The sequence below is a fragment of the Fulvimonas soli genome (assembly GCF_003148905.1).
Lineage (GTDB): Bacteria > Pseudomonadota > Gammaproteobacteria > Xanthomonadales > Rhodanobacteraceae > Fulvimonas > Fulvimonas soli.
Window position 1 is genome coordinate 74,758 of sequence record NZ_QGHC01000008.1, and the last position, 25,121, is coordinate 99,878.

The following is a 25,121-nucleotide window of genomic DNA, read 5'->3' on the forward strand; positions in this document are numbered from 1 at the left end:
CGGTAGGCGGGCATGTCGGGGCGGGTCGCAAGAGCGGCCCCTCACCCCGGCCCTCTCCCCGGAGGGGAGCGGGAGGGGAGCGGAAGCTCAGCGCGCGAGCGCGGTCTGGCCGTGCCATTCCAGTTGCAGCCACAGCTTGGCGTCGTCGTGGCCGTAGCGGTCGGCGCGGTAGTCGGCCAGCTTCAGCAGGCCGCTCAGGCCGCTGGCCAGCGGCAGCGCGAGCGAGGCGTTCCACTCGCGGCCGTAGCGCGCGCCGCCGCGGTCGGCGCGGTAGTCGTGCCAGCCGACGAGCCAGCCGAGCGGGCCGCGGCCGAAGGCGCCGTCGAGCGCGACGTAGCGGTCGTCCAGGCCGTCGGCGGGCGTCGCGTTGAACTGGTCGTCCCAGCCGTTGAACGCATGCAGCGTGGCCAGCGGCGTCTGCAGCGCGGTGCGGCCGTCGCCGCCCAGGTGCTCCCAGCCCAGCCTGGCGGTGACGCCGGACTGCGTCCACGCGGGCTCCAGCAGCCAGTAGCCGTGCGCGAAGTGCTGCGGGTTGCCGGCGTGGTCGTACTGGCGCGCGGCCTCCAGCGTCCAGCCGAGGCCGCCCCGCGGCGAGGGCCTGCCGGTCCAGCGCAGGCCGTAGGTGGCGCTGGAGGCGCTGGCGACGTCGCGGTCCTCGTGCAGGTAGGCGTAGCCGGTCCACTGCTGCGCGCCGCGCGTCCAGGCGGCGTTGAACAGGTGGGTGTCGAGCCGGCGCTCGCGCGCCTGCGGGCTGAGCGCGTCGGGGCCGGCCACGCGGTGCACGCGGTCGAGCCAGGCGTAGCGCAGCGTCCAGTCCGCGGCGGGCCGCCATTGCAGCGACAGCGCGTCGAAGGTCTGCTCGAACTGGCGCCAGCCGCTGTTGCCGATCCAGCGCTGGTTGTCCAGCTGCAGGCGCTGCCGGCCCAGGGTGGCGTCGAAGCCGCCGCCCCGCCAGGCCAGCCAGGCCTGGTCGAGCTCGCCGCCGTGCGGGTCGGTGATGCCGGGGTACCGTGTCTGGCCGTTCGCGCCGCTGTCGTAGTGCTCGCCGGCGCTGGCCGTGCCGGCGCCCTCGACGAAGCCGCTCCAGCCATGGCCGAAGTGCGCCAGCAGGCCCAGCCGAAGGCGCAGCGTGTCGGCGCGCGCGTCGCGGGCGTAGGCGTCGTCGTCCACCTGCTCGTGGCGCAGGCGCATGTCCCACTGCAGCCGCAGCGGCGCGTCAGTCGCGCCGTCCGCCCAGGCCGGGCCGGCCAGCGCGGCGAGCGCGCAGGCGATCGAAAGGGTCTTGCGTGCGAGTTTCATCGGTCTGCTCCCGTGGATTCCGGAGGCAGTCTCCGCAGTCGCGCGCGCCGCGCGCCTGATCCGGATCAGGCGAAGGCAGCAATGGTTCCCGCTGTGACAACGCGCCGCGCCGGCGCAAAAAAAGCGCCGCCATCGCTGGCGGCGCCTTCCGCCGGATGGCGGTAAAGACGTCCGGACGCCCCCCTACCCCTTGGCCAGCGCCTTGCGCACCGCGTCCACGAACGCCGGGTCGAGCCGGCCGATCACCGTGGTGCGGGCCAGGATGCGGCCGTCGGCGTCGAGCAGGATCAGCTGGCTGGAGTGGTTGAAGTCGCCGTCCGGCAGCTGGCGGTACTGCAGGCCGAGCAGCGCGGCGAGGCGGCGCGTGTCCTGCGGCTCGGCCCGGGCCAGCGTCCAGTGCGCGTCGAGCTGGCGCTGGCCGGCGTAGCGGCGCAGCGCCGCCGGGTCGTCGCGGGCCGGGTCGAAGCTCACCGCCAGCACGTCGAGGCGCTCGCGCGCCGGCTCGTCCAGCGCCTTGCGGGTGAGCCTGAGCGTGTCGACGATCATCGGGCAGACCATCGTGCAGGAGGTGTAGAACATGGTCACCAGCTGCACCCGGCCGCGCCGCGCGGCGAGCGGCCACTGATGGCCGTCCTGGTCGGTGAGCCTGGCGTCGAGCTGGTAGACCGAGTCGCCCGGCAGCGGCGTGGCGGCCGGCAGCTGGCCGGCAAGCAGCAGCAGGCAGAGCGCCAGCAGCAGTCGTTTCATGGCTCGGTCCTCATTCGCTCCGCGCGCAGCGGAAGCCCAGGTTGTTGGTGGTGTCGGTGGCCCGCAGCGAGGACAGCATGGCCACGCGCATCAGCGTGGCGTAGTTCTCCTTCTGCTGCATGCCGATCGCGCCGGCGCCGCAGAAGCGCAGCTTGTCCGCGCCGTCCTGGTCGCGGCTGTCGCTGCCGACCAGCAGCGCGTTGAAGTCGTCCACCCATTCCCACACCAGGCCGTTGAGGTCGCGCACGCCGTGCACGTCCGGCGCGCCGCCCACCGCCGGCAGCGGCGTGCTGGACGGGCGCGCGTACCACGCCAGCACGCGCTCGCGCCAGGCCGGGTCCGCGCGCGCGTCGGCCTGGCGCGCGTCCGCCGCCGCGGCGTATTCCCACTCGTACCAGCCCGGCAGGCGCGCGTGCTCGCTCTCGCAGTAGGCCTGCGCGGCGAACCAGCTCACCCGGGTCACCGGCTGGGCGGGCAGCGCGTCCGGCCCCAGCGCGTCGGCGGCGGCCCAGTGCGAGAGGTAGCGCGCGTCGGCGAACACCGCCGGCACGCGGTCGCGCCGCCATTGCGGGTGGCTTTTCACGAAGGCGAGGAACTCGGCGTTGGTGACCGGCTCGGTGCGCAGGCGGAACGGCGCGATCCGCGCCGGCGCGGCCTTGCCGTCGGCGGGCAGCACGCTGGCGAACGTGCCGCCCGGCAGCGCCGCGTAGTCCGCCGCCGCGGCCGGCGCGGCGAACGCCGCGCCGAGCAGCAGCAGCGCCGGCAGGCGCCGCGCGGCCATCTCAGTGCCCCGCCGCGGGCGCGGGCGCCGGCTGCGCGCGCACCCTGGCCACGTCTTCCTTGCTGATCTGGCCGCCGGGGTTGCCCCAGCTGTTGAGCACGAAGGTGAGGATGTTGGCCACCTCGTCGTCGGTGAGCTGGCTCATCGGCGGCATCACCGAGTCGTACTCCTTGCCGTTGACGGTGACTTTCCCGGTGTGGCCGTGCAGCGGGATGCCGATCAGCTCGTCCTTGCCCAGCCCGGCCAGGAAGTCGGACTTGGCCAGCGGCGGGAACACGCCGGGCAGGCCCTCGCCGCTGGCCTGGTGGCAGACCGAGCAGGTGCCGGTGAACAGCTGCTTGCCGGCGGCGATCTGGTCCTCCTTGCTCAGCGTGCCGGCGGCGTTGGCCTTGGCCGCGGTGGCCACCGCGTGCAGGTTCGGCTCGGCGCGGTCGCCCAGGTAGGCGGCGTCGACCTCCTTGCCCGAGTAGATCGCCTTGTTCTCCGGGCCGTCCACCTTGAGGATCGCCATCGCGCCCTTGTTGAAGGCGCGGAAGATCGAGTGGTCCACCAGCACGTAGCTGCCCGGCACCTGGGTGCGGAACTCCACCATCGCCGCGCCGCCGGCCGGGATCAGCGTGGTCTGCACGTTGTGCTGCTCCACGGTGCCGCCTTCCTGCCGCACGGTGTCGAAGATCTCGCCGATCACGTGGAAGCTCGACACCAGGTTGGGGCCGCCGTTGCCCACGAACAGGCGCACCGTCTCGCCGACCTTGGCGGCGAGCGCCTTGTCGCCGGTGAGCGAGCCCTCGTGGCCGTTGAACAGCACGTAGGTCGGCTTCTCGTCGATGGCCTTGTCCATGTCGAACGGCTGGTGGCCCTTCTCGCGGTACTTGCCGGTGGTGTAGAAGTCGCCCTGCATCACGTAGTACTCGTGGTCGACCCTGGGCAGCCCCTCCGGCGGCTCGACCAGGATCAGGCCGTACATGCCGTTGGCGATGTGCATGCCCACCGGCGCGGTGGCGCAGTGGTAGACGTAGATGCCCTGGTTGAGCGCCTTGAAGGTGAACTGCGACTCGTGGCCGGGCGCGGTGAAGCTCGACGCCGCGCCGCCGCCCGGGCCGGTGACGCCGTGCAGGTCGATGTTGTGCGGCATCTTGTTGTTCGGGTCGTTCTTCAGGTGGAACTCCACCGTGTCGCCCTGGCGCACGCGGATGAAGCTGCCGGGCACGGTGCCGCCGAAGGTCCAGTAGGTGTAGGTGACGCCCTCGGAGATTTGCATCTCCTTCTCGATCACCTCCAGGTCCACGATGACCTTGGCCGGGTGGTCGCGGTGGACCGGCGGCGGCACGTTCGGCGGGCTGGTCAGCACCGCGTGGACCGGCTCGCCCTGCGGCGGGCCGAAGTCGCCGGGGATGGCGGAGGTGGACGCCACGGCGGGCTGGCCGGCCGCGGCCGCCGGCGTCTCCGGCTTGCCCGAGCACGCCGCGAGCGACAGCAGGCCGGCGGCGGCGAGCACGGTGGTCAAGAGTCGTGACATGGGCTTCTCCCTGTGATTCCCGATGCCAGACTAGGCGGCGGCGCTCCCCTTCGCTTGACCTGTATCAGCCGCGGTGCCGGGAATGGCTCGATGCGTCAAGCTGCCACAGGCCGGCGTGATATGCGCGTCAACCTTGGAGCGCGCCCATGCTCCTGGAGCCTGTCCGGCGTCTTCTTGGGAAGAGCGCATCGCCCCGGCCCTCGCCCCACTCCGGCCATGCCGCTCCCTCGCGCTTCCCTGGCCCGCGCGCGGACGGCTCCCCGGCGGAGCACGCGAGCGCGTGATGCAGGCGCTCAGCCCGGCGCGCCGTCCGCGCGCGGGGTCAGGTAGATCCACGCCGAGCGCAGCACCCACGGCAGGAAGGCGAGCAGCCAGCCGGCGCCGGCCAGCACCAGCCACAGGTAGGCGTCGCCGCCCAGCTCCGCGCGCACGCGCAGCAGCAGCACGCCCTGCAGCAGCGCGAAGCACAGCCATGGCACCGCGCCCATCCGCAGCGGGCGGCCCGAGTGCCCGTGCGTCACCCGCGTCACCATCGCCACCAGCATCGAGCCGAAGTAGCCGATCGCCAGCACGTGCAGCGGCGCCAGCCCCAGCGCCGGCGTGCCCGTCGCCAGCAGCCACAGGCTCTGCGCCGCGTACAGCGCGAAGGCCACCGGCAGCCAGGCGAAGGCCAGGTGCAGCACCGCCAGCAGGCCGGGCCGGCGCGCCTTCCACGGCTGCCAGGCCAGCGCGTGCCAGCCGAACAGCAGCGCCAGCGGCAGGTCGGCCAGCCACAGCCGGCGCGGCGCGCCGGCCAGGTCCAGCGCCAGGTGCGCGGCGAGCAGCGCCCACGCCAGCGGCAGGCTCCAGCGCGGCCGGTACACGCGGTAGCCGGGCGCCACGTTGCCGCTGAAGAACGGGATCATGCGGTGGCTCACCGTGAAGTACACCGGCAGCAGCAGGCCGAAGGTGCCCAGCTTCACCGCCAGCAGGCCGCAGCGCGCCGGCGCGCCGAGCAGGAAGGCGAGGAACGCCGCCAGCCCCAGCGCGCCCAGCGCGAATGCGGCCAGGCACGACAGCGCATGCGCGTCGCGCCGGCCCGCCGCGCGCAGCACGCCGCCCAGGGTGGCCAGGCCGGCGAGATGGCCCAGCAGCATCAGCGCGAAGCCCGCGCGCAGCAGCGCCATCGAGCCGAGCAGCCCGGCGTGCGCCAGCAGGTAGCCGCCGAACACCGCGCCGGCCACCGGCAGGTAGCGCGCGCGCGGCAGCGCGGGCCGGCCGAGCCAGCGCGGGAACACGGTGAGCAGGAAGCCGAGCATGAACGGCGGCAGCATGCCGTACTGCGCCAGCATCGCGTGCGCCCAGCCCGGCGGCACCGGCGGCTGCGGCCAGCCGCGCCAGCCGAAGCGCAGCGCGGCCAGCTCGGCCGTCCACCAGGCCATGCTGGTGAGCACCGCCAGCGCGCCGGCGAGGAACAGCGGGCGGTGCGGCGCCGCGGCCAGCAGGGCCGGCAGCGGCGGGGCCGGGGGACGGGAGATCGGATCGCGCATGCGGCGCCTCGGGGTGCGGGATGCGCGCATGCTCCGCGCGGCGGCGACGCCGCGCCGTGACCTGGGTCAGCGCGGCGCGGGCCTCACTCGGGCAGCAGGCTCTGGCCGATCCGGCGCAGCCCGGCCGCGTCGCGCAGGGTGAGCGCGCGGCCCTCGATCTCGATCAGCCCCTGCGCGCGGAAGCGGCCGAGCACGCGGCTCACCGTCTCGGCGGCCAGGCGCAGGTAGTTGGCGATGTCCCCGCGCGACATGCTGAGCTGGAACTGCGTGCCGGAGAAGCCGCGCGAGGCGTAGCGCTCGCCCAGGTCCACCAGGAACGCGGCCATGCGCTCGTCCGCGCTGTGGTCGCCGGCCAGCAGGCTGGCCGCGCCCAGCTCCTTGCTGAGCAGGCGGAACAGGTGCTGCTGCACCGCGGGCATGCGCGCGGCCAGCGCGCTCATCGCGGGGAACGAGAAGCGGCAGAAGTAGGCCGTCTCCAGCGCCACCGCGTCGCAGGGGAAGTGGTCGGGGTAGATCGCGTTCAGGCCGATCACCTCGCCGGGCAGGTAGAAGCCCAGCACCTGCTCGCGGCCGTCCTTGTCGACCAGGCAGGTCTTCACCGTGCCGGCGCGCACCGCGAAGATCGCGCGGAACGGGTCGCCGGTGCGGAAGATGTGCTCGCCGGCGCGGTACGGCCCCACGTGCTCGACCAGGCAGTGCAGCGCCGACAGCTCCGGCTTGCCGTAGCCCACCGCCAGGCAGGCGCCGGCGAACGCGCAGGTGCGGCAGAAATGGCTCTCGTCGCCGTCGTCGGCGATCGGGCTGGGCGGCTCGGGCAGGCGGCCTGCCGGATTCCTGGGACGCATCGTGAAGGAACGCCTTGGCTGATCGCGGCGCCTAGATCGTACGCGAATAGCGCGCCGGTGCCGACCCGTCGCCCAGGTAGGCGTCGAAGCACATCGCGATACTGCGCAGCAGCAGCCGCCCGCGCGGGGTCACCCGGATCGCGGCCCCGTCCAGCGCCACCAGCCCGTCGTCGGCCAGCGGCCGCAGGCGCGCCAGCTCGGCGGCGAAGTACTCGGCGAAGACCAGCCGGTGGCGCGCGCCGAACTCGGTGGTGTCCAGCTCGCCGTGGCACATCAGCTCGCCGATCAGCGCGCGGCGGATCAGGTCGTCCTCGTCCAGCAGCAGGCCGCGCGCCACCGGCAGGCGGCCGGCGTCCAGCGCGGCGTAGTAGCCGGCGAGGTCGCGCGCGTTCTGGCTGTAGCTGTCGCCGATGCGGCCGATCGCGCTCACCCCCAGCCCCACGATGTCGCAGTCGCCGTGGGTGGAGTAGCCCTGGAAGTTGCGCTGCAGCGTGCCCGCGCGCTGCGCGCGCGCCAGCTCGTCGTCGGCGCGCGCGAAGTGGTCCATGCCCACGTACACGTAGCCGGCGCCGCACAGCTTCTCCAGCGCGCGGCCGAACAGCGCCAGCCGCGTGGCCGGGTCGGGCAGCTCGCCCGCCTCGATCTGCCGCTGCGCCTTGAACAGCTGCGGCAGGTGCGCGTAGCCGTACACCGCCACGCGGTCGGGCGCCAGCGCGAGCACCTCCTCCAGCGTGCGCTCGAAGCCCGCCAGCGTTTGACGCGGCAGACCGTAGATCAGGTCCACGCTGACCGAGGCGAAGCCCGCCGCGCGCGCGCCCTCGATCACCGCGCGGGTCTCGGCCACGCCCTGGATGCGGTTCACCGCCGCCTGCACCGCCGGGTCGAAGTCCTGGATGCCCACCGAGACGCGGTCGAAGCCCAGCGCGCCCAGCCCGCGCACGTAGTCGCCGTCGGCGAAGCGCGGGTCGATCTCGATGCCGAACTCGCGCTCGCCGCGGCGGCCGAAGCTGAAGTGCCGCGCCAGCGACTCCATCAGCTCGCCCATGCGCGCGATGTCGAGGAAGTTCGGCGTGCCGCCGCCGAAGTGCAGCTGGCGCACCGGGCGGTCGCGGTCGAACAGCGGCGCCAGCAGCTCGATCTCGCGGTACAGCCGCTCCAGGTAGCGGTCGGCCTTGCCCATGTCGCGGGTGATCACGCGGTTGCAGCCGCAGTAGAAGCACGGGCTGAGGCAGAACGGCACGTGCACGTACAGCGACAGCGGGCGCGGGATCGGCTCCTCGTTGGAGGCGCGGATCGCATCGCGCAGCTGCGCCTCGCCGAAGTCGGCGCGGAACTGCGGCGCGGTGGGATAGCTGGTGTAGCGCGGCCCGGCGGTGTCGTAGCGCGCGATCAGCTCCGGGTCGAATTCGGGAACGGCGATGGCATGGTTCATGGCGGCGCAGTGTGGGCGGCGCCGCGCCGCGCGGTCTTGATCCCGGTCAAGGCGGGCCGCGGTCGCCGTCCGCCCCGGCCGGGACGGGCCACGGCGCGCCGCAGAGCCTGCTCAAGATCTTCCGGGGAAAGCGCCAGGAAAGGCCGGCTGGGCGGACCGCCGGCGGGTGTCCAGGCAGCGCTTGCCGTGCTTCCGTCGCCTGCCGTGCAGTCAGGCAACGCCGCGCTCGGCCACCCGTCGCCGGGCATGCGCCCGGCGGGCCCGGCATCGGGGCCGTTGGCGGTCCCGCGCCGGGTCGATCGCGGCCGCAGGCCGCTCCCACAGAGACTTCGCAAGCCCGGTGGGAGCGGCCTCCGGCCGCGATGCCGGACCACAGGCGGTTCCGCCGCGCGGCGCGAAGAGCGTGAACCGGCCCTCAGCGGGCCGGCGGCGCGATGCGCTGCTCGATGGCGCCGAAGACCGAGGCGCCGCGCTCGTCGGTGACCTCGATGCGCAGGCTGTCGCCGTACTTCAGGAACGGCGTGGACGGCTGCCCGTCGCGCAGCGTCTCCACCGTGCGCTGCTCGGCCAGGCAGGAGGCGCCCTTGGCGGTGTCCTGGTTGGCGATGGTGCCGGAGCCGACCAGGGTGCCGGCGGTCAACGGCCGCGTCTTGGCCGCGTGCGCCACCAGCTCGGCGAAGCTGAACTGCATGTCCACGCCGCACTCGGCCTCGCCGAACCATTTGCCGTTGAGCCAGGTGCGCATCGGCAGGTGCAGCTTCTCGCCGCGCCACGCCGCGCCCAGCTCGTCGGGCGTGACGAACACCGGCGACAGCGCCGAGCGCGGCTTGCTCTGCAGGAAGCCGAAGCCCTTGGCCAGCTCCGCCGGGATCAGGTTGCGCAGCGAGACGTCGTTGACCAGGCCGACCAGCTGGATGTGCGCGGCCGCCCCGGCCGGCGTCACCGCCATCGGCACGTCGTCGGTGACCACCACCACCTCGGCCTCCAGGTCGATGCCGTAGTCCTCGCTGGGCACCACCACGTCGTCGCGCGGACCCAGGAAGCCGGCGCTGGTGGCCTGGTACATCAACGGGTCGGTGTAGAAGCTGGCCGGCACCTCGGCGCCGCGCGCGCGGCGCACGCGCTCCACGTGCGGCAGGTAGGCCGAGCCGTCGACGAACTCGTAGGCGCGCGGCAGCGGCGCGGCCAGCGCGTCCAGGTCCAGCGGGAAGCGGCCCGGCGCGGTGCCGGCGTTGACCTCGCCGTACAGCGCGTTGAGCCGCGGCGCGGCGTTGTGCCAGTCGTCCAGCGCGGCCTGCAGCGTCGGCGCGATGCCGGTGGCCCTGGCCGCGTGGGTGAGGTCGCGGCTGACCACGATCAGGGTGCCGTCGCGCCCGCCTTCTTTGAGACTGCCCAGTTTCATCTGCTCGTATGCTCCGTATGCCGCGGCTCAGCCGCAGCCCTCGACGTAATCGACCGCCGGCGGCAGGCCGACGCGCCAGCGCGCGATCCTGCCCTGCGCGTCCGTCTCGAACACCAGGGCGCCGCGGCCGTCCGGCGCGGCGACGCGCAGCGTGGAGGCGCCCGCCTCGTACTTGTGCGGCTCGGCCTCGACGCGGCCGTACAGCGCGCGGACGCGCGCCGCCGCCATGCCCACGGCGCCGCCGCCCGGCGCCGCCACCTTCGCGGTGGCCACGTCGTAGCGCACGAAGCGGCCCTGCTCGAACATGAAGCCGACATCCCGCGCCGCCCCGCGGGGCCACAGCACGCCGCAGCCGCCGGCCGGATCGACGCGGCCGTCCAGCGCTCCCTGCCAGGCGGCGCGGAAGGCGGCCTCGTCCATGCCCAGGCGCAGGTCGCCATAGCCGTCGTAGCGGGCGAGGCCGGTGCCGGCGGCCGGCGACGTCGCTGCACTCGCCACGGCCGCCGGCGTCGCTGCGGACGCGGCGGCCCGGGGCGACTCGTGCGACGCGCTCTCCGCCGGCGCCGGCGCTTGTCCGCAGCCGCCGGCCAGCGCCAGCGCGGCGAGCAGCGGCAGGCGCCGGATCACGGCCGCTCCGGGTCGAAATGCCGGGCGATGCCCTGCCAGCAGCGGTAGTAGTCCCGCTGCAGCTGCGGCGCCTCCAGCGCCTGCCGCGTGGGGCGGATCACCTTGCGCGTCTCGAACATGAAGGCCATGGTGCCGGCGAGGTGGTCGGGCACGGAAGTGTCCGCCGCGCTGGCCTTCTCGAAGCTGGCCGCGTCGGGGCCGTGGCCGCTCATGCAGTTGTGCAGCGAGGCGCCGCCCGGCGCGAAGCCGCCGGCCTTGGCGTCGTACTGGCCCTCGACCAGGCCCATGAACTCGCTGGCCACGTTGCGGTGGAAGTACGGCGGGCGGAAGGTGTGCTCGGCCACCAGCCAGCGCGGCGGGAAGATCACGAAGTCCATGTTGGCCGTGCCCGGCGTGTCGCTGGGCGAGGTGAGCACGGTGAAGATCGACGGGTCCGGGTGGTCCACGCTGATCGAGCCGACCGTGTTGTAGCGGGTGAGGTCGTACTTGTACGGCGCGTAGTTGCCGTGCCAGGCCACCACGTCCAGCGGCGAGTGGCCGATCCTCGCCTGCCACAGCGCGCCCTGGAACTTGGCGACCAGCGCGAAGTCGCCCTCGACGTCCTCGTAGGCGGCCACCGGCGCGAGGAAGTCGCGCGGCAGCGCCATCGAGTTGGCGCCGACGGGGCCGAGGTCCGGCAGGCGCAGCAGCGCGCCGAAGTTCTCCGCCACGTAGCCGCGCGCCTGCGCGTCCAGCAGCTCCACGCGGAAGCGCACGCCGCGCGGCACCACCGCGATCTCCAGCGGGGCCACCGCCAGCACGCCCAGCTCGGTGGCGATGCGCAGGCGGCCCTGCTGCGGCACGATCAGGAGCTCGCCGTCGGCGTCGTAGAAGAACCGCCCTTGCATCGAGCGGTTGGCCGCGTAGACGTGGATGCCCACGCCGGCCTGCTCGGCCGGTCCGCCGTTGCCGGCGAGGGTGACCAGGCCGTCGAGGAAGTCGGTGGGCGCCTCGGGCAGCGGCCACGGGTCCCAGCGCAGCTGGTTGGGCGTGGCCGGCGCCTCGTCGAAGCGGTTGTGCAAGCGCGCGTGCGCCAGCGGCGCGAACGGCGCGTGCACCGCCGCCGGGCGGATGCGGTACAGCCAGCTGCGCCGGTTGGCGTGGCGCGGCGCGGTGAACGCGGTGCCGGAGAGCTGCTCGGCATACAGGCCGTGCGCCACGCGCTGCGGCGAGTTCTGGCCCGCCGGCAGCACGCCGGGGAGCGCCTCGCTGGCGAACTCGTTGCCGAAGCCGGATTGGTAATCGATGCCGACAGACATGTGCATGCCTTCCGCTTTCTAGAGCCCCTCTCCCTCCGGGAGAGGGATTGGGGTGAGGGTTCGGTTCCCTGCGGCGTCGAGGATCGCCTCGAGCACCGCTTCCGTCTGTTGCAGGACGTCGTTGTCCCAGTAGCGCAAAACCTTCAGGCCCAGCGATTCGAGGAACACCGTGCAGGTCCGGCCGGCGGACTCGTCATGCTGCGAACCATCCAGCTCCACGACCAGCTTCTTCGCCTCGCAGTAGAAAACCACGACGTGGGGTGGAACGGGATGCTGGCGGCGAAACTTCAATCCGCCCGGCCGTCCGGCGCGCGGATGGAGCCGGAGGCGCAGTTCCGCGTCCGTGGCCGCCTGCCGGAAGCCGCGCGCCAGGCCTCGCGTCCTGCTCGGCAACGGCGGCTTGATGCGTCCCTGCATGACCGTGCCCTCGCCCCCTACCCCTCTCCCGGAGGGAGCGGGGCCCAAAAATCACAGCACCCCGCGCTTCATCTGGTCGCGCTCGATCGACTCGAACAGCGCCTGGAAGTTACCCTCGCCGAAGCCCTCGTTGCCCTTGCGCTGGATGATCTCGAAGAAGATCGGGCCGATGCAGTTCTGGGTGAAGATCTGCAGCAGCTTGCGCTTCTTGGTCTCCGGGTCGGCGTCGATCAGGATCTTGTTCCTCGCCAGCCGCGGCACGTCCTCGCCGTGCTCGGGGATGCGCAGGTCGATCACCTCGTAGTAGGTGTCCGGCGTGTCGAGGAACTCCACGCCGCGCGCGCGCATCGCCTCCACCGTCGCGTAGATGTCGTCGGTGAACAGCGCGATGTGCTGGATGCCCTCGCCGTGGTAGGCGTCGAGGTACTCGTTGATCTGGCTCTTCGGGTCGCTGGACTCGTTGAGCGGGATGCGCACGATGCCGTCCGGCGCGGTCATCGCCTTGGAGACCAGGCCGGTCTTGGCGCCCTTGATGTCGAAGTAGCGGATCTCGCGGAAGTTGAACAGCCGCTCGTAGTAGTCCGACCACTGCTGCATGTTGCCGAAGTAGAGGTTGTGCGTGAGATGGTCGATGAAGGTGAGGCCGAAGCCCTTCGGGTGCGGATCGGCGCCGGGCACCGGCACGAAGTCGCCGTCGTAGGCGCTGCCCTGGTCGCCGTAGCGGTCCACCAGGTACAGCATGCAGTCGCCGATGCCCTTGACCACCGGCGCGGCCACCGCCCTGGTGGCCTCCTTGCCGCCCACCGCCTCGCCGCCGTTGGCCAGCACCGCGTCGTAGACCTCGCGCGCCGGCTTCCTGAAGCGGATGGCGAAGCCGCACGCGCACGGGCCGTGCCGGGCCGCGAAGTCGGCGGCGAAGGAATCCGGGTCCTCGTTCACCAGCAGGTTCACGTCGCCCTGGCGGTACACGGTGATCGGGCGCGCCCCGTGCTTGAGCACGGCGGTGAAGCCCATGTTGCGGAACAGTTCGTGCAGCTCGTGGCCGCGCCCCTGCGGGGCGGCGAACTCGACGAACTCGAAGCCGTCGATCCCCATCGGGTTCTCGAAGGTGGTGACCTGCATGCCGAGATTGGGCTGTGCACTCATGGCGGCTGTCCTCTAGGCTGGATAGACCCTTATAGTTTCAACTGAAACCATTTGCAAGGAACACCGCCGCAATGGCCTCCGTCCGCAAGCCCGCGCCCGCCGGCGCCGACCACGCCCCGCTGGAGCTGGAGCGCTTCCTGCCCTACCGGCTGTCGATCCTGTCCAACACGATCAGCCAGTCGATCGCCGACGACTACCAGCGCCGCTACGACCTCAGCGTGACCGAGTGGCGCGTGATGGCGGTGCTGGCGCGCTTCGACGGCCTGTCCGCGCGCGAGGTGGCCGAGCGCACCGCGACGGACAAGGTGGCGGTGAGCCGCGCGCTGGCGCGGCTGGTGGCGGCCGGGCGCGTGCGCCGCGCCACCCACGACGGCGACAAGCGCCGCTCGGTGCTCGGCCTCACCGAGGCCGGCTGGGCGATCCACGACCAGGTCGCGCCGATGGCCCGCGCGCGCGAGCGCGAGGTGCTGGCCAAGCTGGACGCGGAGGAGCGCGCGTGGCTGACGCGCATCCTGGACAAGCTGCTTTAGAGCGAGGGGCGAGTGGAGAGGAGTGAGTAGAGAGAGAAGCCGGCACGCCGTGACGCCCCGGACAGCGAGATTCTCTCTCACTTCTCTCCACCCACTCCTCGCCCTTTCACTTCACTCCATGCATCAGCCGGTTCACCAGCGGCGCGATCAGCAGCAGGAAGGCGCCGGCGCCGGCCAGCAGCCAGAAGCCGAAGGTGAAGCCGGACAGCGCCGAGGCCGCGGTCATGCCGCTCTGTCCGCTGATCGCGCTGGCCAGCAGGCCGGACAGGTTGCCGCCCACCGCCAGCGAGAGGAACCAGCCGCCCATCGCCACGCCGACCAGCCGCGGCGGCGCCAGCTTGGTCACCATCGACAGGCCGATCGGCGACAGGCACAGCTCGCCCACCGTCTGCAGCACGTAGCACAGCGCCAGCGGCCAGAACGGGATCAGCCCGCGCGCGTCGAGCAGCCTCGACAGGCCGTACATCAGCACCAGGAAGCCCAGCCCGTTGAAGACCAGGCCCAGGCCGAACTTGCGCGGGATCGACGGCTCCGCGCGGCGCTTGTCCAGCCAGCCCCAGACCAGCGTCAGCGGCGGCGCCAGCAGCAGGATCGCCAGCGGGCTCACCGACTGGAACCAGCCCACCGGGAACACCCAGCCGCCGAACATCTCGCGGTCCACCAGGTTCTCGGCGAGGAAGTTGAACGAGGTGCCGAGCTGGAAATAGAACATCCAGAACAGGATGTTGAAGGCGAAGATGATCAGCATCGCGACCACCCGGTGCAGCTGCACGCGGTCGTGGCGCAGCGCCTCGCCGACCAGCATCGCGGCGACGCCCACGAACAGCAGGCCGAGCAGCCACTGCAGGCCGGTGGCGCCGATCTTGGACAGCAGCAGGTAGACCAGCGGCACCGCCACCGCCACGCCGGCCAGCACCCACAGCACGCGCAGCCGGCTCTCGCCGCCCGCGGCCGGCCGGCCCACGCCCTTCAGGCCGCGGCGGCCGAACCAGAACCACAGCAGGCTCAGCGTCATGCCCACGCCGGCGGCGAGGAACACCAGCTTGAAGTTCTGCCGCATCGGCACGCCGGTGAAGGTCTCGGCCATCCAGCCGGTGAGCAGCGGCGCGAGGAAGGCGCCGGCGTTGATGCCCATGTAGAACAGGGTGAAGCCGCGGTCGCGGCGCGGGTCGTCGCGGCCGTACAGCTGGCCCACCATCGAGGAGATGTTCGGCTTGAACAGGCCGTCGCCCACGATCACCAGCGCCAGGCCCAGCAGCATCATGGCGCGCTCGGGCACCGCCAGCGTGAACAGGCCCGCCGCCATCACCGCCGCACCGAGCAGGATCGAGCGCTGGTAGCCGATCAGCTTGTCCGCCACGTAGCCGCCGAAGATGCCGGTGGCGTAGATCAGCGCGGTGTACGCGCCGAAGATCGCGCTGGCCCAGCCCTGCCCCGCCGCGTCGCCGTGGTAGAACTGCGCCACGATGTACAGCGCCAGCGCCCAGCTCACGCTGTAGAACGCGAAGCGCTCCCAGAACTCGGTCATGAACAGCATCCACAGCGGGCGCGGATGGCCGAGCAGTTGCGGGAAGTCGGGCGCGGCGGCGGCCGGGTCGGATGGGCGGGTCGTCGTCATGGCGTTCTGCTCGTTGCCCCTGTGGCGGTCGGGCGATCCTGCCAGAGGCGCGAACCGCCGCACAATCGGCTCAGCGCGGCGCGCCGGCGGGCTGCAGCGTGGTGCGCACCTCGAACAGCTCCGGGAAGAACTCCAGCTCCAGCGCCTTCTTCAGGAACGCCACGCCGGAGGAGCCGCCGGTGCCGCGGCGGAAGCCGATGATCCGCTGCACCGTGCGCATGTGGCGGAAGCGCCACAGCTGGAACTGCGTCTCCAGGTCCACCAGGTCCTCGCACAGCGCGTACTCGCGCCAGTAGCGCTCGGTGTCGCCGTAGATGCGCTCGAACACCGGCAGCAGCGCGCGGTCGGCCGCGTGCGGCCTCGACCAGTCGCGCTCCAGGTGCGCCGCGGGCACCGCGTGGCCGAAGCGCGCCAGGTAGCGCAGGAACTCGTCGTACAGGCCGGGCGACTCCAGCGTCCCGCGCAGCGCGGCCTGCCCCGGCGGGTCGTGCGCGAACACCTTGAGCATCGCCGCGTTCTTGTTGCCGAGCAGGAACTCGACGATGCGGTACTGCAGCGACTGGAAGCCGGAGGACGGCCCCAGCACGTCGCGGAACTCCAGGTACTCCGACGGCGTCAGCGTCTCCAGCACCGACCACTGCTCGGTGAGCTGGCGCAGCACCGCCTTGCAGCGCGCCAGCACCTTCTGCGTGCGCCACACCTGGTCGCGGCGCAGGAAGCCGATCGCCGCGCGCAGCTCGTGGATCATCAGCTTCAGCCACAGCTCGCTGACCTGGTGCTGCACGATGAACAGCATCTCGTCGTGGTGCGGCGGGTCGGACAGCGGGTGCTGGGCCGACAGCAGCCGGTCCAGCCGCAGGTAGCCGCCGTAGGTGAGGCGGCCTTCGAGGTCGGTCTCGATGCCGGCCTCGAGCTCGCGCTGGTTCTCGCTCATGTCCCTTACGCCAAACCGCAAAGCGCCTATGGTAACCGTAGCCCCGCGGCCGCACCGTACGGTTTCGCATGCTGCACCGTGCCTTGCGGCGCAACATGCCGCCCTGCTATCAAATACGATCTTTTCAGGGATTTTTGCGCGCCTTGCCCCGCTGGATGGGCTGCCGCCTCCCTTCCCCTTCAGTCCATCCGGGAGCGAGTCGTGTCCATCGCCGCCAAATTCGAGATCGAGTACCTGCAATACCTCGACGCCGAGGGCAAGCAGGTCCGCGACGACCTGCCTGCCTTCGCGCAGGACCTCGACCACATGGTCGAGCTGTACAAGCTGATGATGTCCACCCGCGTGTTCGACGCCAAGTCGGTGGCGCTGCAGCGCACCGGCAAGCTCGGCACCTATGCCAGCTGCCTGGGCCACGAGGCCGCGCACGTGGGCATCGGCAGCGCGATGAGGCCGGAGGACGTGCTGGCGCCGAGCTACCGCGAGTACGGCGCGCAGCTCTACCGCGGCGTGCAGCCGCGCGAGGTGTACATGTACTGGGGCGGCGACGAGCGCGGCAACGACTACCGGAAGGAGCCGGCGCGCCACGACTTCGCCTGGAGCGTGCCGATCGCCACGCAGTGCCTGCACGCGGCCGGCTCCGCGCTCGCCTTCAAGATCCGCGGCGAGAAGCGCGTGGCGGTGTGCACCATCGGCGACGGCGGCTCGTCCAAGGGCGACTTCTACGGCGCCATCAACATCGCCGGCGCGCAGAACCTGCCGCTGGTGGCGGTGATCGTCAACAACCAGTGGGCGATCTCGGTGCCGCGCAAGATCCAGTCCGGCGCGCCCACGCTGGCGCAGAAGGGCATCGCCGCCGGGCTGTTCTCGATCCAGGTGGACGGCAACGACATCATCGCCGTGCGCAAGGCGATGGAGGACGCGCTGGAGCGCGCCCGCAGCGGCCAGGGCGGCAGCGTGCTGGAGCTGGTCACCTACCGCCTGGGCGACCACACCACCGCCGACGACGCGCGCCGCTACCGCGGCGAGCAGGAAGTGAAGGACGCCTGGGCGCGCGAGCCGATGAAGCGCCTGAAGCACTGGCTGGTGGCCAAGGGCGCGTGGGACGAGCAGAAGGAGGAGGCCTGGAAGGCCGAGTGCGACGACTGGATGGACGACGAGGTCAACGCCTACCTCGAAACGAAGACCCAGCCGGTCACGGCGATGTTCGACTACACCTTCGCCGAGCTACCCGCCGACCTCGCCCGGCAGCGCGATCTCGCCCTCTCGCTCGAACACAAGGCGCACTGAAGACCATGGCACAGATCACCCTCATCGAAGCGGTCACCCAGGCGCTCGCCTACGAGATGGCGCACGACGACTCGGTCGTGGTGCTGGGCGAGGACGTCGGCGTCAACGGCGGCGTGTTCCGCGCCACCCAGGGCCTGCAGCAGAAGTTCGGCGAGCTGCGCGTGCTCGACACCCCGCTGGACGAGACCACCATCGCCGGCGTCACCGTGGGCCTGGCCGCGCAGGGCATGAAGCCGGTGGCCGAGGCGCAGTTCGAGGGCTTCATCTACCCGATGATGGAGCAGATCGCCTGCCACGCCGCGCGCATGCGCAACCGCACGCGCGGGCGCATCACCGTGCCGGCGGTGTTCCGCGCGCCGTGGGGCGGCGGCATCCACGCGCCCGAGCACCACTCCGAGGCCAACGAGCACCTGTTCGCCAACATCCCCGGCCTGCGCGTGGTGCTGCCCTCCTCGCCGGCGCGCGCCTACGGCCTGCTGCTGGCGGCGATCCGCGACCCCGACCCGGTGGTGTTCTTCGAGCCCAAGCGCATCTACCGCCAGTACAAGGAGGAGGTGCCCGACGACGGCGAGGCGCTGCCGCTGGACGTGTGCTTCGTGCTGCGCGACGGCGGCGACGTCACCCTGGTGACCTGGGGCGCGCAGGTGAAGGAATGCCTGGAGGCCGCCGACGCGCTGGCCGAGGAAGGCATCGGCGCCGAGGTGATCGACGTGGCCACGCTGACCCCGCTGGACTTCGACACCATCGCCGAGTCGGTGCACAAGACCGGCCGCTGCGTGATCGTGCACGAGGCGCCGAAGACCGCCGGCTTCGGCGCCGAGATCGCCGCGCGCGTGGCCGAGGAATGCCTGTACGACCTGCTCGCCCCGGTCGAGCGCGTCACCGGCTACGACGTGCACACCCCGCTGTACCGGCTGGAGATGAAGCAGATGCCGAGCACGGCGCGCATCGTCGAGGCCGCCAAGCGCACGCTGGCGGCTTCGTAACCCCTTCTCCCCTCCGGGGAGAAGGTGCCCCGGAGGGGCGGATGAGGGGACAAGGCTTGCGGCAAAGCTCATCGAAAGAAGGTTTCGATGAAGTTCAAGGCAAGCCCCGGCCCCTCACCCCAACCCTCTCCCCGAAGGGGAGAGGGAGAAAACCCCAAAACCTTGGAAGCTCACTCATGGCCGACACCAAGACATTCCACCTGCCCGACCTCGGCGAGGGCCTGCCCGACGCCACCATCGTCGAGTGGCACGTGAAGGAAGGCGACACCGTCAAGCTCGACGCCCCGCTGGTGTCGATGGAGACCGCCAAGGCGGTGGTGGACGTGCCCTCGCCCTACACCGGCAAGGTGGTCAGGCTGCACGGCGCCGCCGGCGACGTGATCGAGACCGGCGCGGCGCTGGCCGACTTCGAGCCCGACCCCAACGCCAAGCAGCGCGCCGAGGCCGAGCCCACCGGCCACCACCACGGCCCGAAGAAGAGCGTGGGCAGCCCCGCGCCGGACAGCGCGAAGAAGGTGGTCGCCTCCGACGAGGGCGGCGAGGTCGCCGAGCGCGAGGACGAGGGCACCGTGGTCGGCGCGATGGTCAGCGGCAATGCCGTGCACGTCGAGCAGGCCGCCAGCATCGGCGGCGTGAAGGCGGTGCCGGCGGTGCGCGCGCTGGCCAGGAAGCTCAAGGTGGACATCACCCGCGTGCGCCCCAGCGGCGCCGGCGGCGTGGTCACCCTGAAGGACGTCAAGGACGCCGCCGCGACCGGCAGCGCGCCGCTCGGCGCCGCGCCCGCCCGCGCCGCGCCGGCCGCGGCCGGCCGCCATCCGGCACCCGAACTGGCCGAGCCGGGTCCGGCATCGGCGCCGGCGCGCACGCCGGTGTCGCTCGCCGGCAAGCCGGTGCGCACCGCGCCGCCGTCGCAGCAGGCCAGCGGCCAGCCCGAGCAGCTCAAGGGCGTGCGCCGCAACATGGCCCGCGTGATGGCCGAGGCGCACGCCAGCGTGGTGCCCACCACCCTGGTGGACGACGCCGACCTGCACGCCTGGATCGGCAAGCAGGACATCACCGCGCGGCTGATCCGCGCCATCGTCGCCGCGTGCAAGGCGGTGCCCGCGCTCAACGCCTGGTTCGACGGCAAGAACCTCTCGCGCACGCTGCACCCGCACGTGGACATCGGCATCGCGGTGGATACCGACGACGGCCTGTTCGTGCCCGCCCTGCGCAACGCCGACATGCTCGACGGCGCCGGCATCCGCACCGCCATCCAGCGCCTGCGCGCGCAGGTGGAGGACCGCACGATCCCGGCCTCGGAGCTGTCCGGCTACACCATCAGCCTGTCCAACTTCGGCATGTTCGCCGGCCGCTACGCCACCCCGGTGGTGGTGCCGCCGTGCGTGGCCATCGTCGGCGCGGGCAAGCTCAGCCACGACGTGGTGGCGGTGATGGGCGGCATCGAGGTGCACCGGCGCCTGCCGATCAGCCTCACCTTCGACCACCGCGCCGCCACCGGCGGCGAGGCGGCGCGTTTCCTCAAGGCGCTGCTGGACGACCTCGCGCGGCCGAACTGACCGCGCGCCATGCGGAGGCGCGGCGCCGCGCCCCCGCCTACCGGGAGCACGACGATGGGCAAGCCCTTCCTTTGCGTCCTCCTGGCCGTCGCCGCGACGGCCGCGCACGCCGCCGGGCCGTCCGCGCGCGACGGCGTGCGCTTCCTCAGCCCCGACACGCTGAGCCGCACCGCCGGCTACTCGCACGTGGCGGTGGCGCCCGCCGGGCGCACGGTGTACGTCTCCGGCCGGATGGCGCTGGACCGCCAGGGCCGCCTGGTCGGCGGCAGCGATTTCCGCGCCCAGGCCGAGCAGGTCTTCGCCAACCTGAAGACCGCGCTGGAAGCGGGCGGCGCCTCGTTCGAGGACGTGGCGAAGCTGGACTTCTACGTCACCGACATGGCCGGCGCGCCGGCGCTGCGCGAGGTGCGCGACCGCTACATCGACGCCGCCCATCCGCCGGTCAGCACCCTGGTCGAGGTGCGCCGGCTGGTGCGCGAGGACGCGCTGCTGGAAGTCGCCGCCACCGCCGTGCTGCCCGACGCGCCGGCGCGGTCCGCCGGTCCCTAGAAAACATTTCGCCGTCCGCGCACGGCCGCCGGCACTCCCGGCGCCGACAGCATCGCCTCACTGGCGGCAAGAGGGCACCGTGCACGCCGTCGGCCAGGCGCTTGACGGCGCGGGCACGACGGCGCCGCTATCGTGGCGTTCCCTGCCGCGGAGAGCCGCCATGCACCACAGCCGCCTGTGCACCCTGGTGATCGACTGCCGCACCGACGATCTCGCCGAGGCGGCGCGCTTCTGGAGCGCCGCGCTGGGCAAGCCGGTCGCCACCCTCGACCAGGACGGCGACGGCCGCTACGCGGAGCTCGCCACCGCCGCCGACGAGCCGATCGTCCTGCTGCAGAGGGTCGAGCACGAGAGCCGCGTGCACCTGGACATCGAGACCGACGACCTGGACGCGGAAACCGCGCGCCTGGAAAGGCTCGGCGCGAAGCGCGTGGCCTTCGTGCGCGGGCGCTGGTGGGTGATGGAGGCGCCCAGCGGCCACCGCTTCTGCGTGGTGCGGCGGCAGCGCGCCGCGTTCGGGCCGCACCTCAACCGCTGGGACTGACGGCGCGGCGGCGCGCCGTTCAGTAGTGGCCGGTGAAGAACGCCGTGGTGGCCTCCATCGCCTCGCGCCAGCGCCGACCCAGCGCCGGGGTGTACTGCGGGTCGTGCTCGGCGACGGCCTGCAGCAGGCTGTCGACCCAGTACGGGTAGAGCGCCGGCGGCACCGGCGCGCGCCCGGCGCGGCCGTGCACCCGCGCCATCTCGGTCATCGTGCGCTCGGCCAGCCGGCTGCCGGCGGCGTGCGCGATGGCCGAGCTGATGCCGCGGCGCAGCGCCATGTACTGCCGGCTGAAGTCGGTGTGGGCGAACATCGGCACGATGTCCGGATGGCTGCCCATGAAGATCGCGTAGAAGCGCTCGATGAAGCGCCCGTTGCGCAGGCAGCGCCCATAGCTGGCCTGCAGGTCGTCGTAACTCTCGCTCATCCCCTCGGTCCGTCCGGGCTGCACGCCGCGCAATCTAGCCGCCGCGGCGCGGCGCGGGGATGGGGCGCAGCGTCGCAGCCGCGCGGCGCGCCCTCAGCGGCGCGCGCGGAACAGCAGCTGCCGCAGCGGCAGCGCCACGCCGAGCAGCAGCACGAACACGCCGTAGCCGTACAGCGCCGGCAGCACCTGCCGCCAGATCGCGCCGCTGGAACGGCCGAAGGCGCCGTCGGCCGGCACCGCCGCGGCCTCGAAACCCAGCATCACGCTCCACGCCGTGCCGGCGGCGGCGGCCAGCACGGCCAGCGCGTCGAACAGGCGCCGCCCTGCCGTGCGCGGCAGGCCCTTCGGATAGGCCAGGTAGGCCCAGGCCAGCACCAGCAGCCAGGGGGCGAGCAGCAGCAGGGCGAGGTAGCGCATCGGCGGGCTCCTTCCGGCCGGACTAATCCTGCGCGGCGAGTTGGTCGAGTGCCTCGCGCAGCCGCGCGAGGGCCTGGTCGCGCGCGGCCGCGTCGGCGTGCGGCGGGGAGAAGGCGATCGCCTCGCCGTGCAGCTCCAGCGCGAAACCCTGCGGTTGCAGCGCCACCACCGCGGCGGCCGCGCCCAGCGACTTCAGCCGCTTCTGCAGCGCGCCGGCCGCCTTGGGGTCGGCGAACGGGCGCGACAGCAGCAGTTCCTCGCCGTCGCCCGCGAACAGGCGGAAGCGGAAGTTACCATCGGCGTCGCGGAAGCTGGCGAAGCGCGGCAATTTGTCCGTGCGCGCCGCCTTGTCCGCCGGCGCGGACGGCGCGGAGCGGGCACCCATCGGGCGCAGCCCCACCGCCTCGCGCAGCTCGGCCAGCAGCGGCGTGGCGGTGGCGCGGGCCTTGCGCGCGCCCTCCTGCAGGATCGCCTCGATCTCCGCCGGCCGGGCGACCAGCTCGTCGTAGCGCGCGCGCATCGGCGCCAGCTCGGCCTCCAGCCGCTCGAACAGCACCTGCTTGGCCTCGCCCCAGCCCAGGCCCTCCTCCAGCGCGCGGCGGAACGCGGCGCTCTCGGCCTCGCCGGCGAAGGCGCGGAAGATGGTGTAGAGCGAGGAACTGTCCGGGTCCTTCGGCTCGCCCGGCAGGCGCGAGTCGGTGACGATGCGCATCACCGCCTCGCGCAGCGCCCTGGCGCCGCCGGCGAACAGCGGGATGGTGTTGTCGTAGCTCTTGGACATCTTGCGGCCGTCCAGGCCGGGCAGCGTGGCCACCTGCTCCTCGATCACCACCTCCGGCAGCACGAAGAACTCGCGGCCGTAGATGTGGTTGAAGCGCTGCGCGATGTCGCGCGCCATCTCCAGGTGCTGGATCTGGTCGCGGCCCACCGGCACCTTGTGCGCGTTGAAGGCGAGGATGTCGGCGGCCATCAGCACCGGGTACATGTACAGGCCGGCGGTGACGCCGGCGTCCGGGTCCTCGCCCGCCTCGACGTTCTTGTCCACCGCCGCCTTGTAGGCGTGCGCGCGGTTGAGCAGGCCCTTGGCGGTGACGCAGGTGAGCAGCCAGGTCAGCTCGGGAATCTCGGGGATGTCCGACTGCCGGTAGAAGGTCACCCGCGCCGGGTCGAGCCCGGCGGCCAGCCAGGTCGCGGCGATCTCCAGCCGCGAGCGCTCGATCCGCGCCGGCTCGTCGCACTTGATCAGCGCGTGGTAGTCGGCCATGAAGTAGAACGCGTCCACGTCGTCGCGCCGGCTGGCCGCCACGGCGGGGCGGATCGCCCCCGCGTAGTTGCCCAGGTGCGGGATGCCGGTGGTGGTGATGCCGGTCAGGACACGGGTCTTCATGCTGCGTCGCGCAAGGGAAAAGCGGCAGTGTACGGCAATGCCGCGCCGGGGCAATCGAGACGGGCGCGAAAGCGCCGCGGCGACGGCCCGCCGCGGCCGCCGCGCCCGTTCAAAACCTCTTGGGCCAGAGGGCCAGGAAAGCCGGATGGATGAACCGCGGGCGAGTGGGGAGGCGGCGCTCGGCCGTCGGCCGGTCTCGCGTCGGGTCGATCGCGGCCGGAGGCCGCTCCCCCAGGGGCCCTCGCCAGCCTTGGGGGAGCGGCCTCCGGCCGCGACGCGCGGACCATCGCCCTCCGGCCATGCCGCGTCGTCGTGGACCCACGCCCTCGCCCCGCTCCTCCAAAGCCGGTGCCATCCATGGCGCCTCCCCGCCTACCTCCGTTCTCCCTTGGACCGCGCGCAGACGGCCCCCGGCGCGCAGTACGGGTAGATCATGAGCAGGCTCTCAGCGGATCAGCGTCGACTTGCCGAACAGCGACTCGACCAGGTCCACCGCCAGCTTCGCGGTCTGGTTGCGCTTGTCGAAGGCGGGGTTGAGCTCGACGATGTCCAGCGAGGCCAGCCGGCCGGTGTCGGCGATCATCTCCATGCACAGCTGCGACTCGCGGTAGGTCGGCCCGCCGCGCACCGTGGTGCCCACGCCGGGCGCGATCGACGGGTCGAGGAAGTCCACGTCGAAGCTCACGTGCAGGTGGGTGTCCGCGTCCACGCCGTCGAGCGCCTCCTCCATCGTGCGGCGCATGCCCACCTCGTCGATGTGGCGCATGTCGTAGATCACCAGCCCCGCCTCGCGCACCAGCCGCTTCTCGCCCTCGTCCACCGAGCGGATGCCGATCTGGCGGAACACCTCCGGCGCGACCGCCGGCGTGCGGCCGCCGATGCCGGTGAGCTCGGCCGGGCCGTTGCCGCACAGGCAGGCCACCGGCATGCCGTGGATGTTGCCCGAGGGCGTGATGGTGGAGGTGTTGGAGTCGGCGTGCGCGTCCAGCCACAGCACGCGCAGCTTCTTCCCCCGCTCGCGGCAGTGCCGCGCCGCGGCGCTGATCGAGCCGATCGCCAGGCAGTGGTCGCCGCCCAGCATGACCGGCAGCCGGCCCTCCCGCAGCTCGGCGTGCACCGCCTCGTGCACCGCGCGGTTCCACTCCGCCACCTCCGGCAGGTGGCGGTAGCCCGCGTGCGGCGGCTGCCACGGGTTGAACGGGCCGTGCAGGTTGCCGCGGTCGCGCACGTCCAGGCCCATCCGCGCCAGCCGCTGGTCGATCTGCGCCACGCGCAGCGCCTCCGGCCCCATCGAGGCGCCGCGGTGGCCCGCGCCGATGTCGGTGGGAACGCCGATCAGGGAAACCGCCGGTCTCTGCATAAGCTCCTGCACTCTCGTCAACGATGGGATGGTTCGCCGCCCTCGCGCACCAGCGGCAGATGCTGCGCGCGCCAGGCCTCGAGGCTGCCGTCGAGCAGCCGGACATGGGTGTAGCCGAGCGACTCCAGCAGCTCCCGCGCCTTGCCCGCGCGGCGCCCGGACACGCAATACACCACGATCTCGCCCCCGCGCGGCACGCCCAGCGCGCCGTGGCGCGCGGCCAGCTGCTCCAGCGGGATGTTCAGCGCGCCGGCGATGTGGCCGTCGCGGTACTCGTCGGCATGGCGCACGTCCAGCAGCAGCGGCGCATCGGGCCGGGCCTGCCGCGCGCGCCACTGCGCCGGGCCGAGCGGCGCGTCGCCGGCGTGGACGCCGGACAGGGCCGGCAGCAGCAGGAACAGCGTCCGCAGCGCGCGGGCGCATCGTCCGGTGGAAGGCTTCGTCGTCATGGCTTCGGGCCGCCTGCGCGGCGGACGCATCGGTC

Annotated in this window: 25 protein-coding genes; 6 read left to right on the forward strand and 19 right to left on the reverse strand. The window is 72.6% G+C overall.

What is annotated here, in order from left to right:
- Positions 1-87 precede the first annotated feature (87 nt).
- The 12 genes from C7456_RS11530 to hppD all read right to left on the reverse strand — a co-directional run bounded on the left by C7456_RS11530 (position 88) and on the right by hppD (position 13,042).
- Positions 88-1,299, reverse strand: a complete 1,212-nt coding sequence (locus C7456_RS11530; protein ID WP_109723908.1) for an alginate export family protein — start codon at positions 1,297-1,299, stop codon at positions 88-90.
- Positions 1,300-1,482: 183 nt separating this feature from the next.
- Positions 1,483-2,046: an SCO family protein gene (locus C7456_RS11535; RefSeq protein ID WP_109723909.1), complete on the reverse strand. Its 564-nt coding sequence runs from the start codon at positions 2,044-2,046 to the stop codon at positions 1,483-1,485.
- A gap of 10 nt (positions 2,047-2,056) precedes the next feature.
- Positions 2,057-2,827 (reverse strand): formylglycine-generating enzyme family protein, encoded by a 771-nt coding sequence (locus C7456_RS11540; RefSeq protein ID WP_109723910.1) that lies wholly within the window; start codon positions 2,825-2,827, stop codon positions 2,057-2,059.
- 1 nt (position 2,828) lies between these two features.
- Positions 2,829-4,346 (reverse strand): copper-containing nitrite reductase, encoded by a 1,518-nt coding sequence (gene nirK / locus C7456_RS11545; protein ID WP_109723911.1) that lies wholly within the window; start codon positions 4,344-4,346, stop codon positions 2,829-2,831.
- Positions 4,347-4,639: 293 nt separating this feature from the next.
- Positions 4,640-5,875 (reverse strand): NnrS family protein, encoded by a 1,236-nt coding sequence (locus C7456_RS11550; RefSeq protein ID WP_109723912.1) that lies wholly within the window; start codon positions 5,873-5,875, stop codon positions 4,640-4,642.
- An 83-nt stretch (positions 5,876-5,958) separates the two neighbouring features.
- The gene (locus C7456_RS11555; RefSeq protein ID WP_109723913.1) at positions 5,959-6,720 is read right to left on the reverse strand and encodes a helix-turn-helix domain-containing protein; all 762 of its coding nucleotides are present in this window, start codon (positions 6,718-6,720) and stop codon (positions 5,959-5,961) included.
- Between the two features lie 31 nt (positions 6,721-6,751).
- Positions 6,752-8,152, reverse strand: a complete 1,401-nt coding sequence (gene hemN, locus C7456_RS11560) for an oxygen-independent coproporphyrinogen III oxidase (protein WP_109723914.1) — start codon at positions 8,150-8,152, stop codon at positions 6,752-6,754.
- A gap of 415 nt (positions 8,153-8,567) precedes the next feature.
- Entirely contained in the window at positions 8,568-9,554 is a 987-nt protein-coding gene (locus C7456_RS11565; RefSeq protein WP_109723915.1) for a fumarylacetoacetate hydrolase family protein, read from the reverse strand.
- Positions 9,555-9,581: 27 nt separating this feature from the next.
- Positions 9,582-10,178, reverse strand: coding sequence for a lectin (locus tag C7456_RS11570; protein ID WP_425454636.1), 597 nt, complete (start codon positions 10,176-10,178; stop codon positions 9,582-9,584).
- Positions 10,178-11,485: a homogentisate 1,2-dioxygenase gene (gene hmgA, locus C7456_RS11575; protein ID WP_425454633.1), complete on the reverse strand. Its 1,308-nt coding sequence runs from the start codon at positions 11,483-11,485 to the stop codon at positions 10,178-10,180. Before hmgA ends, C7456_RS11570 begins: the two co-directional genes overlap by 1 nt.
- Positions 11,486-11,497: 12 nt before the next feature.
- Positions 11,498-11,896 carry an endonuclease domain-containing protein gene (locus tag C7456_RS11580; protein ID WP_109723918.1) on the reverse strand — a complete coding sequence of 133 codons (399 nt, stop codon included), beginning with the start codon at positions 11,894-11,896 and terminating at the stop codon, positions 11,498-11,500.
- A 51-nt stretch (positions 11,897-11,947) separates the two neighbouring features.
- Positions 11,948-13,042 carry a 4-hydroxyphenylpyruvate dioxygenase gene (hppD, locus tag C7456_RS11585; RefSeq protein ID WP_109723919.1) on the reverse strand — a complete coding sequence of 365 codons (1,095 nt, stop codon included), beginning with the start codon at positions 13,040-13,042 and terminating at the stop codon, positions 11,948-11,950.
- 71 nt (positions 13,043-13,113) lie between these two features.
- On the opposite strand from hppD, the gene C7456_RS11590 reads away from it, so the two are divergent.
- Positions 13,114-13,572: a MarR family winged helix-turn-helix transcriptional regulator gene (locus C7456_RS11590; RefSeq protein ID WP_109723920.1), complete on the forward strand. Its 459-nt coding sequence runs from the start codon at positions 13,114-13,116 to the stop codon at positions 13,570-13,572.
- A 106-nt stretch (positions 13,573-13,678) separates the two neighbouring features.
- On the opposite strand, the gene C7456_RS11595 is transcribed toward C7456_RS11590, so the two are convergent.
- Both C7456_RS11595 and C7456_RS11600 read right to left on the reverse strand, forming a co-directional pair.
- Positions 13,679-15,190, reverse strand: a complete 1,512-nt coding sequence (locus C7456_RS11595; RefSeq protein ID WP_109723921.1) for a peptide MFS transporter — start codon at positions 15,188-15,190, stop codon at positions 13,679-13,681.
- A 70-nt stretch (positions 15,191-15,260) separates the two neighbouring features.
- Positions 15,261-16,124: a tryptophan 2,3-dioxygenase gene (locus C7456_RS11600; RefSeq protein ID WP_109723922.1), complete on the reverse strand. Its 864-nt coding sequence runs from the start codon at positions 16,122-16,124 to the stop codon at positions 15,261-15,263.
- Positions 16,125-16,325: 201 nt separating this feature from the next.
- Here C7456_RS11600 and pdhA point away from each other — a divergent pair, with 201 nt between their 5' ends.
- The 5 genes from pdhA (at position 16,326) to C7456_RS11625 (ending at position 21,049) form a co-directional block, all read left to right on the forward strand.
- Positions 16,326-17,411 carry a pyruvate dehydrogenase (acetyl-transferring) E1 component subunit alpha gene (gene pdhA / locus C7456_RS11605; RefSeq protein ID WP_109723923.1) on the forward strand — a complete coding sequence of 362 codons (1,086 nt, stop codon included), beginning with the start codon at positions 16,326-16,328 and terminating at the stop codon, positions 17,409-17,411.
- A 5-nt stretch (positions 17,412-17,416) separates the two neighbouring features.
- Positions 17,417-18,397, forward strand: a complete 981-nt coding sequence (locus C7456_RS11610) for an alpha-ketoacid dehydrogenase subunit beta (RefSeq protein ID WP_109723924.1) — start codon at positions 17,417-17,419, stop codon at positions 18,395-18,397.
- Between the two features lie 176 nt (positions 18,398-18,573).
- Complete coding sequence (locus C7456_RS11615; RefSeq protein WP_109723925.1) at positions 18,574-19,956, forward strand: dihydrolipoamide acetyltransferase family protein; 1,383 nt, start codon at positions 18,574-18,576, stop codon at positions 19,954-19,956.
- Positions 19,957-20,010: 54 nt separating this feature from the next.
- On the forward strand, positions 20,011-20,505 hold the full coding sequence (locus C7456_RS11620; protein WP_109723926.1) for a RidA family protein: 495 nt from the start codon (positions 20,011-20,013) through the stop codon (positions 20,503-20,505).
- Positions 20,506-20,665: 160 nt separating this feature from the next.
- Positions 20,666-21,049, forward strand: a complete 384-nt coding sequence (locus C7456_RS11625) for a VOC family protein (protein ID WP_109723927.1) — start codon at positions 20,666-20,668, stop codon at positions 21,047-21,049.
- 19 nt (positions 21,050-21,068) lie between these two features.
- Here C7456_RS11625 and C7456_RS11630 read toward each other — a convergent pair whose 3' ends face one another.
- The 5 genes from C7456_RS11630 to C7456_RS11650 form a co-directional block, all read right to left on the reverse strand.
- A complete protein-coding gene (locus C7456_RS11630) occupies positions 21,069-21,473 on the reverse strand; it encodes a globin (protein WP_109723928.1) in 405 nt (134 codons plus the stop codon).
- A gap of 93 nt (positions 21,474-21,566) precedes the next feature.
- The gene (locus C7456_RS11635; protein WP_109723929.1) at positions 21,567-21,890 is read right to left on the reverse strand and encodes a hypothetical protein; all 324 of its coding nucleotides are present in this window, start codon (positions 21,888-21,890) and stop codon (positions 21,567-21,569) included.
- 22 nt (positions 21,891-21,912) lie between these two features.
- A complete protein-coding gene (locus C7456_RS11640; protein ID WP_109723930.1) occupies positions 21,913-23,277 on the reverse strand; it encodes a tryptophan--tRNA ligase in 1,365 nt (454 codons plus the stop codon).
- Positions 23,278-23,722: 445 nt separating this feature from the next.
- Positions 23,723-24,637, reverse strand: coding sequence for an arginase (gene rocF, locus C7456_RS11645; RefSeq protein WP_109723931.1), 915 nt, complete (start codon positions 24,635-24,637; stop codon positions 23,723-23,725).
- Between the two features lie 17 nt (positions 24,638-24,654).
- Positions 24,655-25,086, reverse strand: a complete 432-nt coding sequence (locus C7456_RS11650) for a rhodanese-like domain-containing protein (RefSeq protein WP_109723932.1) — start codon at positions 25,084-25,086, stop codon at positions 24,655-24,657.
- Between the last annotated feature and the right edge of the window lie 35 nt (positions 25,087-25,121).

Bases quoted from the DNA above. Each gene is read 5' to 3' on its own strand.
- C7456_RS11635 (WP_109723929.1), bottom strand. From the start codon at position 21,890: ATGCGCTACCTCGCCCTGCTGCTGCTCGCCCCCTGGCTGCTGGTGCTG.
- rocF (WP_109723931.1), bottom strand. From the start codon at position 24,637: ATGCAGAGACCGGCGGTTTCCCTGATCGGCGTTCCCACCGACATCGGC.
- C7456_RS11620 (WP_109723926.1), top strand. From the start codon at position 20,011: ATGGGCAAGCCCTTCCTTTGCGTCCTCCTGGCCGTCGCCGCGACGGCC.
- hemN (WP_109723914.1), bottom strand. From the start codon at position 8,152: ATGAACCATGCCATCGCCGTTCCCGAATTCGACCCGGAGCTGATCGCG.
- C7456_RS11555 (WP_109723913.1), bottom strand. From the start codon at position 6,720: ATGCGTCCCAGGAATCCGGCAGGCCGCCTGCCCGAGCCGCCCAGCCCG.
- nirK (WP_109723911.1), bottom strand. From the start codon at position 4,346: ATGTCACGACTCTTGACCACCGTGCTCGCCGCCGCCGGCCTGCTGTCG.
- C7456_RS11550 (WP_109723912.1), bottom strand. From the start codon at position 5,875: ATGCGCGATCCGATCTCCCGTCCCCCGGCCCCGCCGCTGCCGGCCCTG.
- C7456_RS11640 (WP_109723930.1), bottom strand. From the start codon at position 23,277: ATGAAGACCCGTGTCCTGACCGGCATCACCACCACCGGCATCCCGCAC.
- C7456_RS11610 (WP_109723924.1), top strand. From the start codon at position 17,417: ATGGCACAGATCACCCTCATCGAAGCGGTCACCCAGGCGCTCGCCTAC.
- C7456_RS11630 (WP_109723928.1), bottom strand. From the start codon at position 21,473: ATGAGCGAGAGTTACGACGACCTGCAGGCCAGCTATGGGCGCTGCCTG.
- hmgA (WP_425454633.1), bottom strand. From the start codon at position 11,485: ATGCACATGTCTGTCGGCATCGATTACCAATCCGGCTTCGGCAACGAG.
- C7456_RS11590 (WP_109723920.1), top strand. From the start codon at position 13,114: ATGGCCTCCGTCCGCAAGCCCGCGCCCGCCGGCGCCGACCACGCCCCG.
- C7456_RS11625 (WP_109723927.1), top strand. From the start codon at position 20,666: ATGCACCACAGCCGCCTGTGCACCCTGGTGATCGACTGCCGCACCGAC.
- C7456_RS11600 (WP_109723922.1), bottom strand. From the start codon at position 16,124: ATGAGCGAGAACCAGCGCGAGCTCGAGGCCGGCATCGAGACCGACCTC.
- C7456_RS11615 (WP_109723925.1), top strand. From the start codon at position 18,574: ATGGCCGACACCAAGACATTCCACCTGCCCGACCTCGGCGAGGGCCTG.
- C7456_RS11580 (WP_109723918.1), bottom strand. From the start codon at position 11,896: ATGCAGGGACGCATCAAGCCGCCGTTGCCGAGCAGGACGCGAGGCCTG.
- C7456_RS11540 (WP_109723910.1), bottom strand. From the start codon at position 2,827: ATGGCCGCGCGGCGCCTGCCGGCGCTGCTGCTGCTCGGCGCGGCGTTC.
- C7456_RS11535 (WP_109723909.1), bottom strand. From the start codon at position 2,046: ATGAAACGACTGCTGCTGGCGCTCTGCCTGCTGCTGCTTGCCGGCCAG.
- C7456_RS11595 (WP_109723921.1), bottom strand. From the start codon at position 15,190: ATGACGACGACCCGCCCATCCGACCCGGCCGCCGCCGCGCCCGACTTC.
- C7456_RS11530 (WP_109723908.1), bottom strand. From the start codon at position 1,299: ATGAAACTCGCACGCAAGACCCTTTCGATCGCCTGCGCGCTCGCCGCG.
- hppD (WP_109723919.1), bottom strand. From the start codon at position 13,042: ATGAGTGCACAGCCCAATCTCGGCATGCAGGTCACCACCTTCGAGAAC.
- C7456_RS11650 (WP_109723932.1), bottom strand. From the start codon at position 25,086: ATGACGACGAAGCCTTCCACCGGACGATGCGCCCGCGCGCTGCGGACG.
- C7456_RS11565 (WP_109723915.1), bottom strand. From the start codon at position 9,554: ATGAAACTGGGCAGTCTCAAAGAAGGCGGGCGCGACGGCACCCTGATC.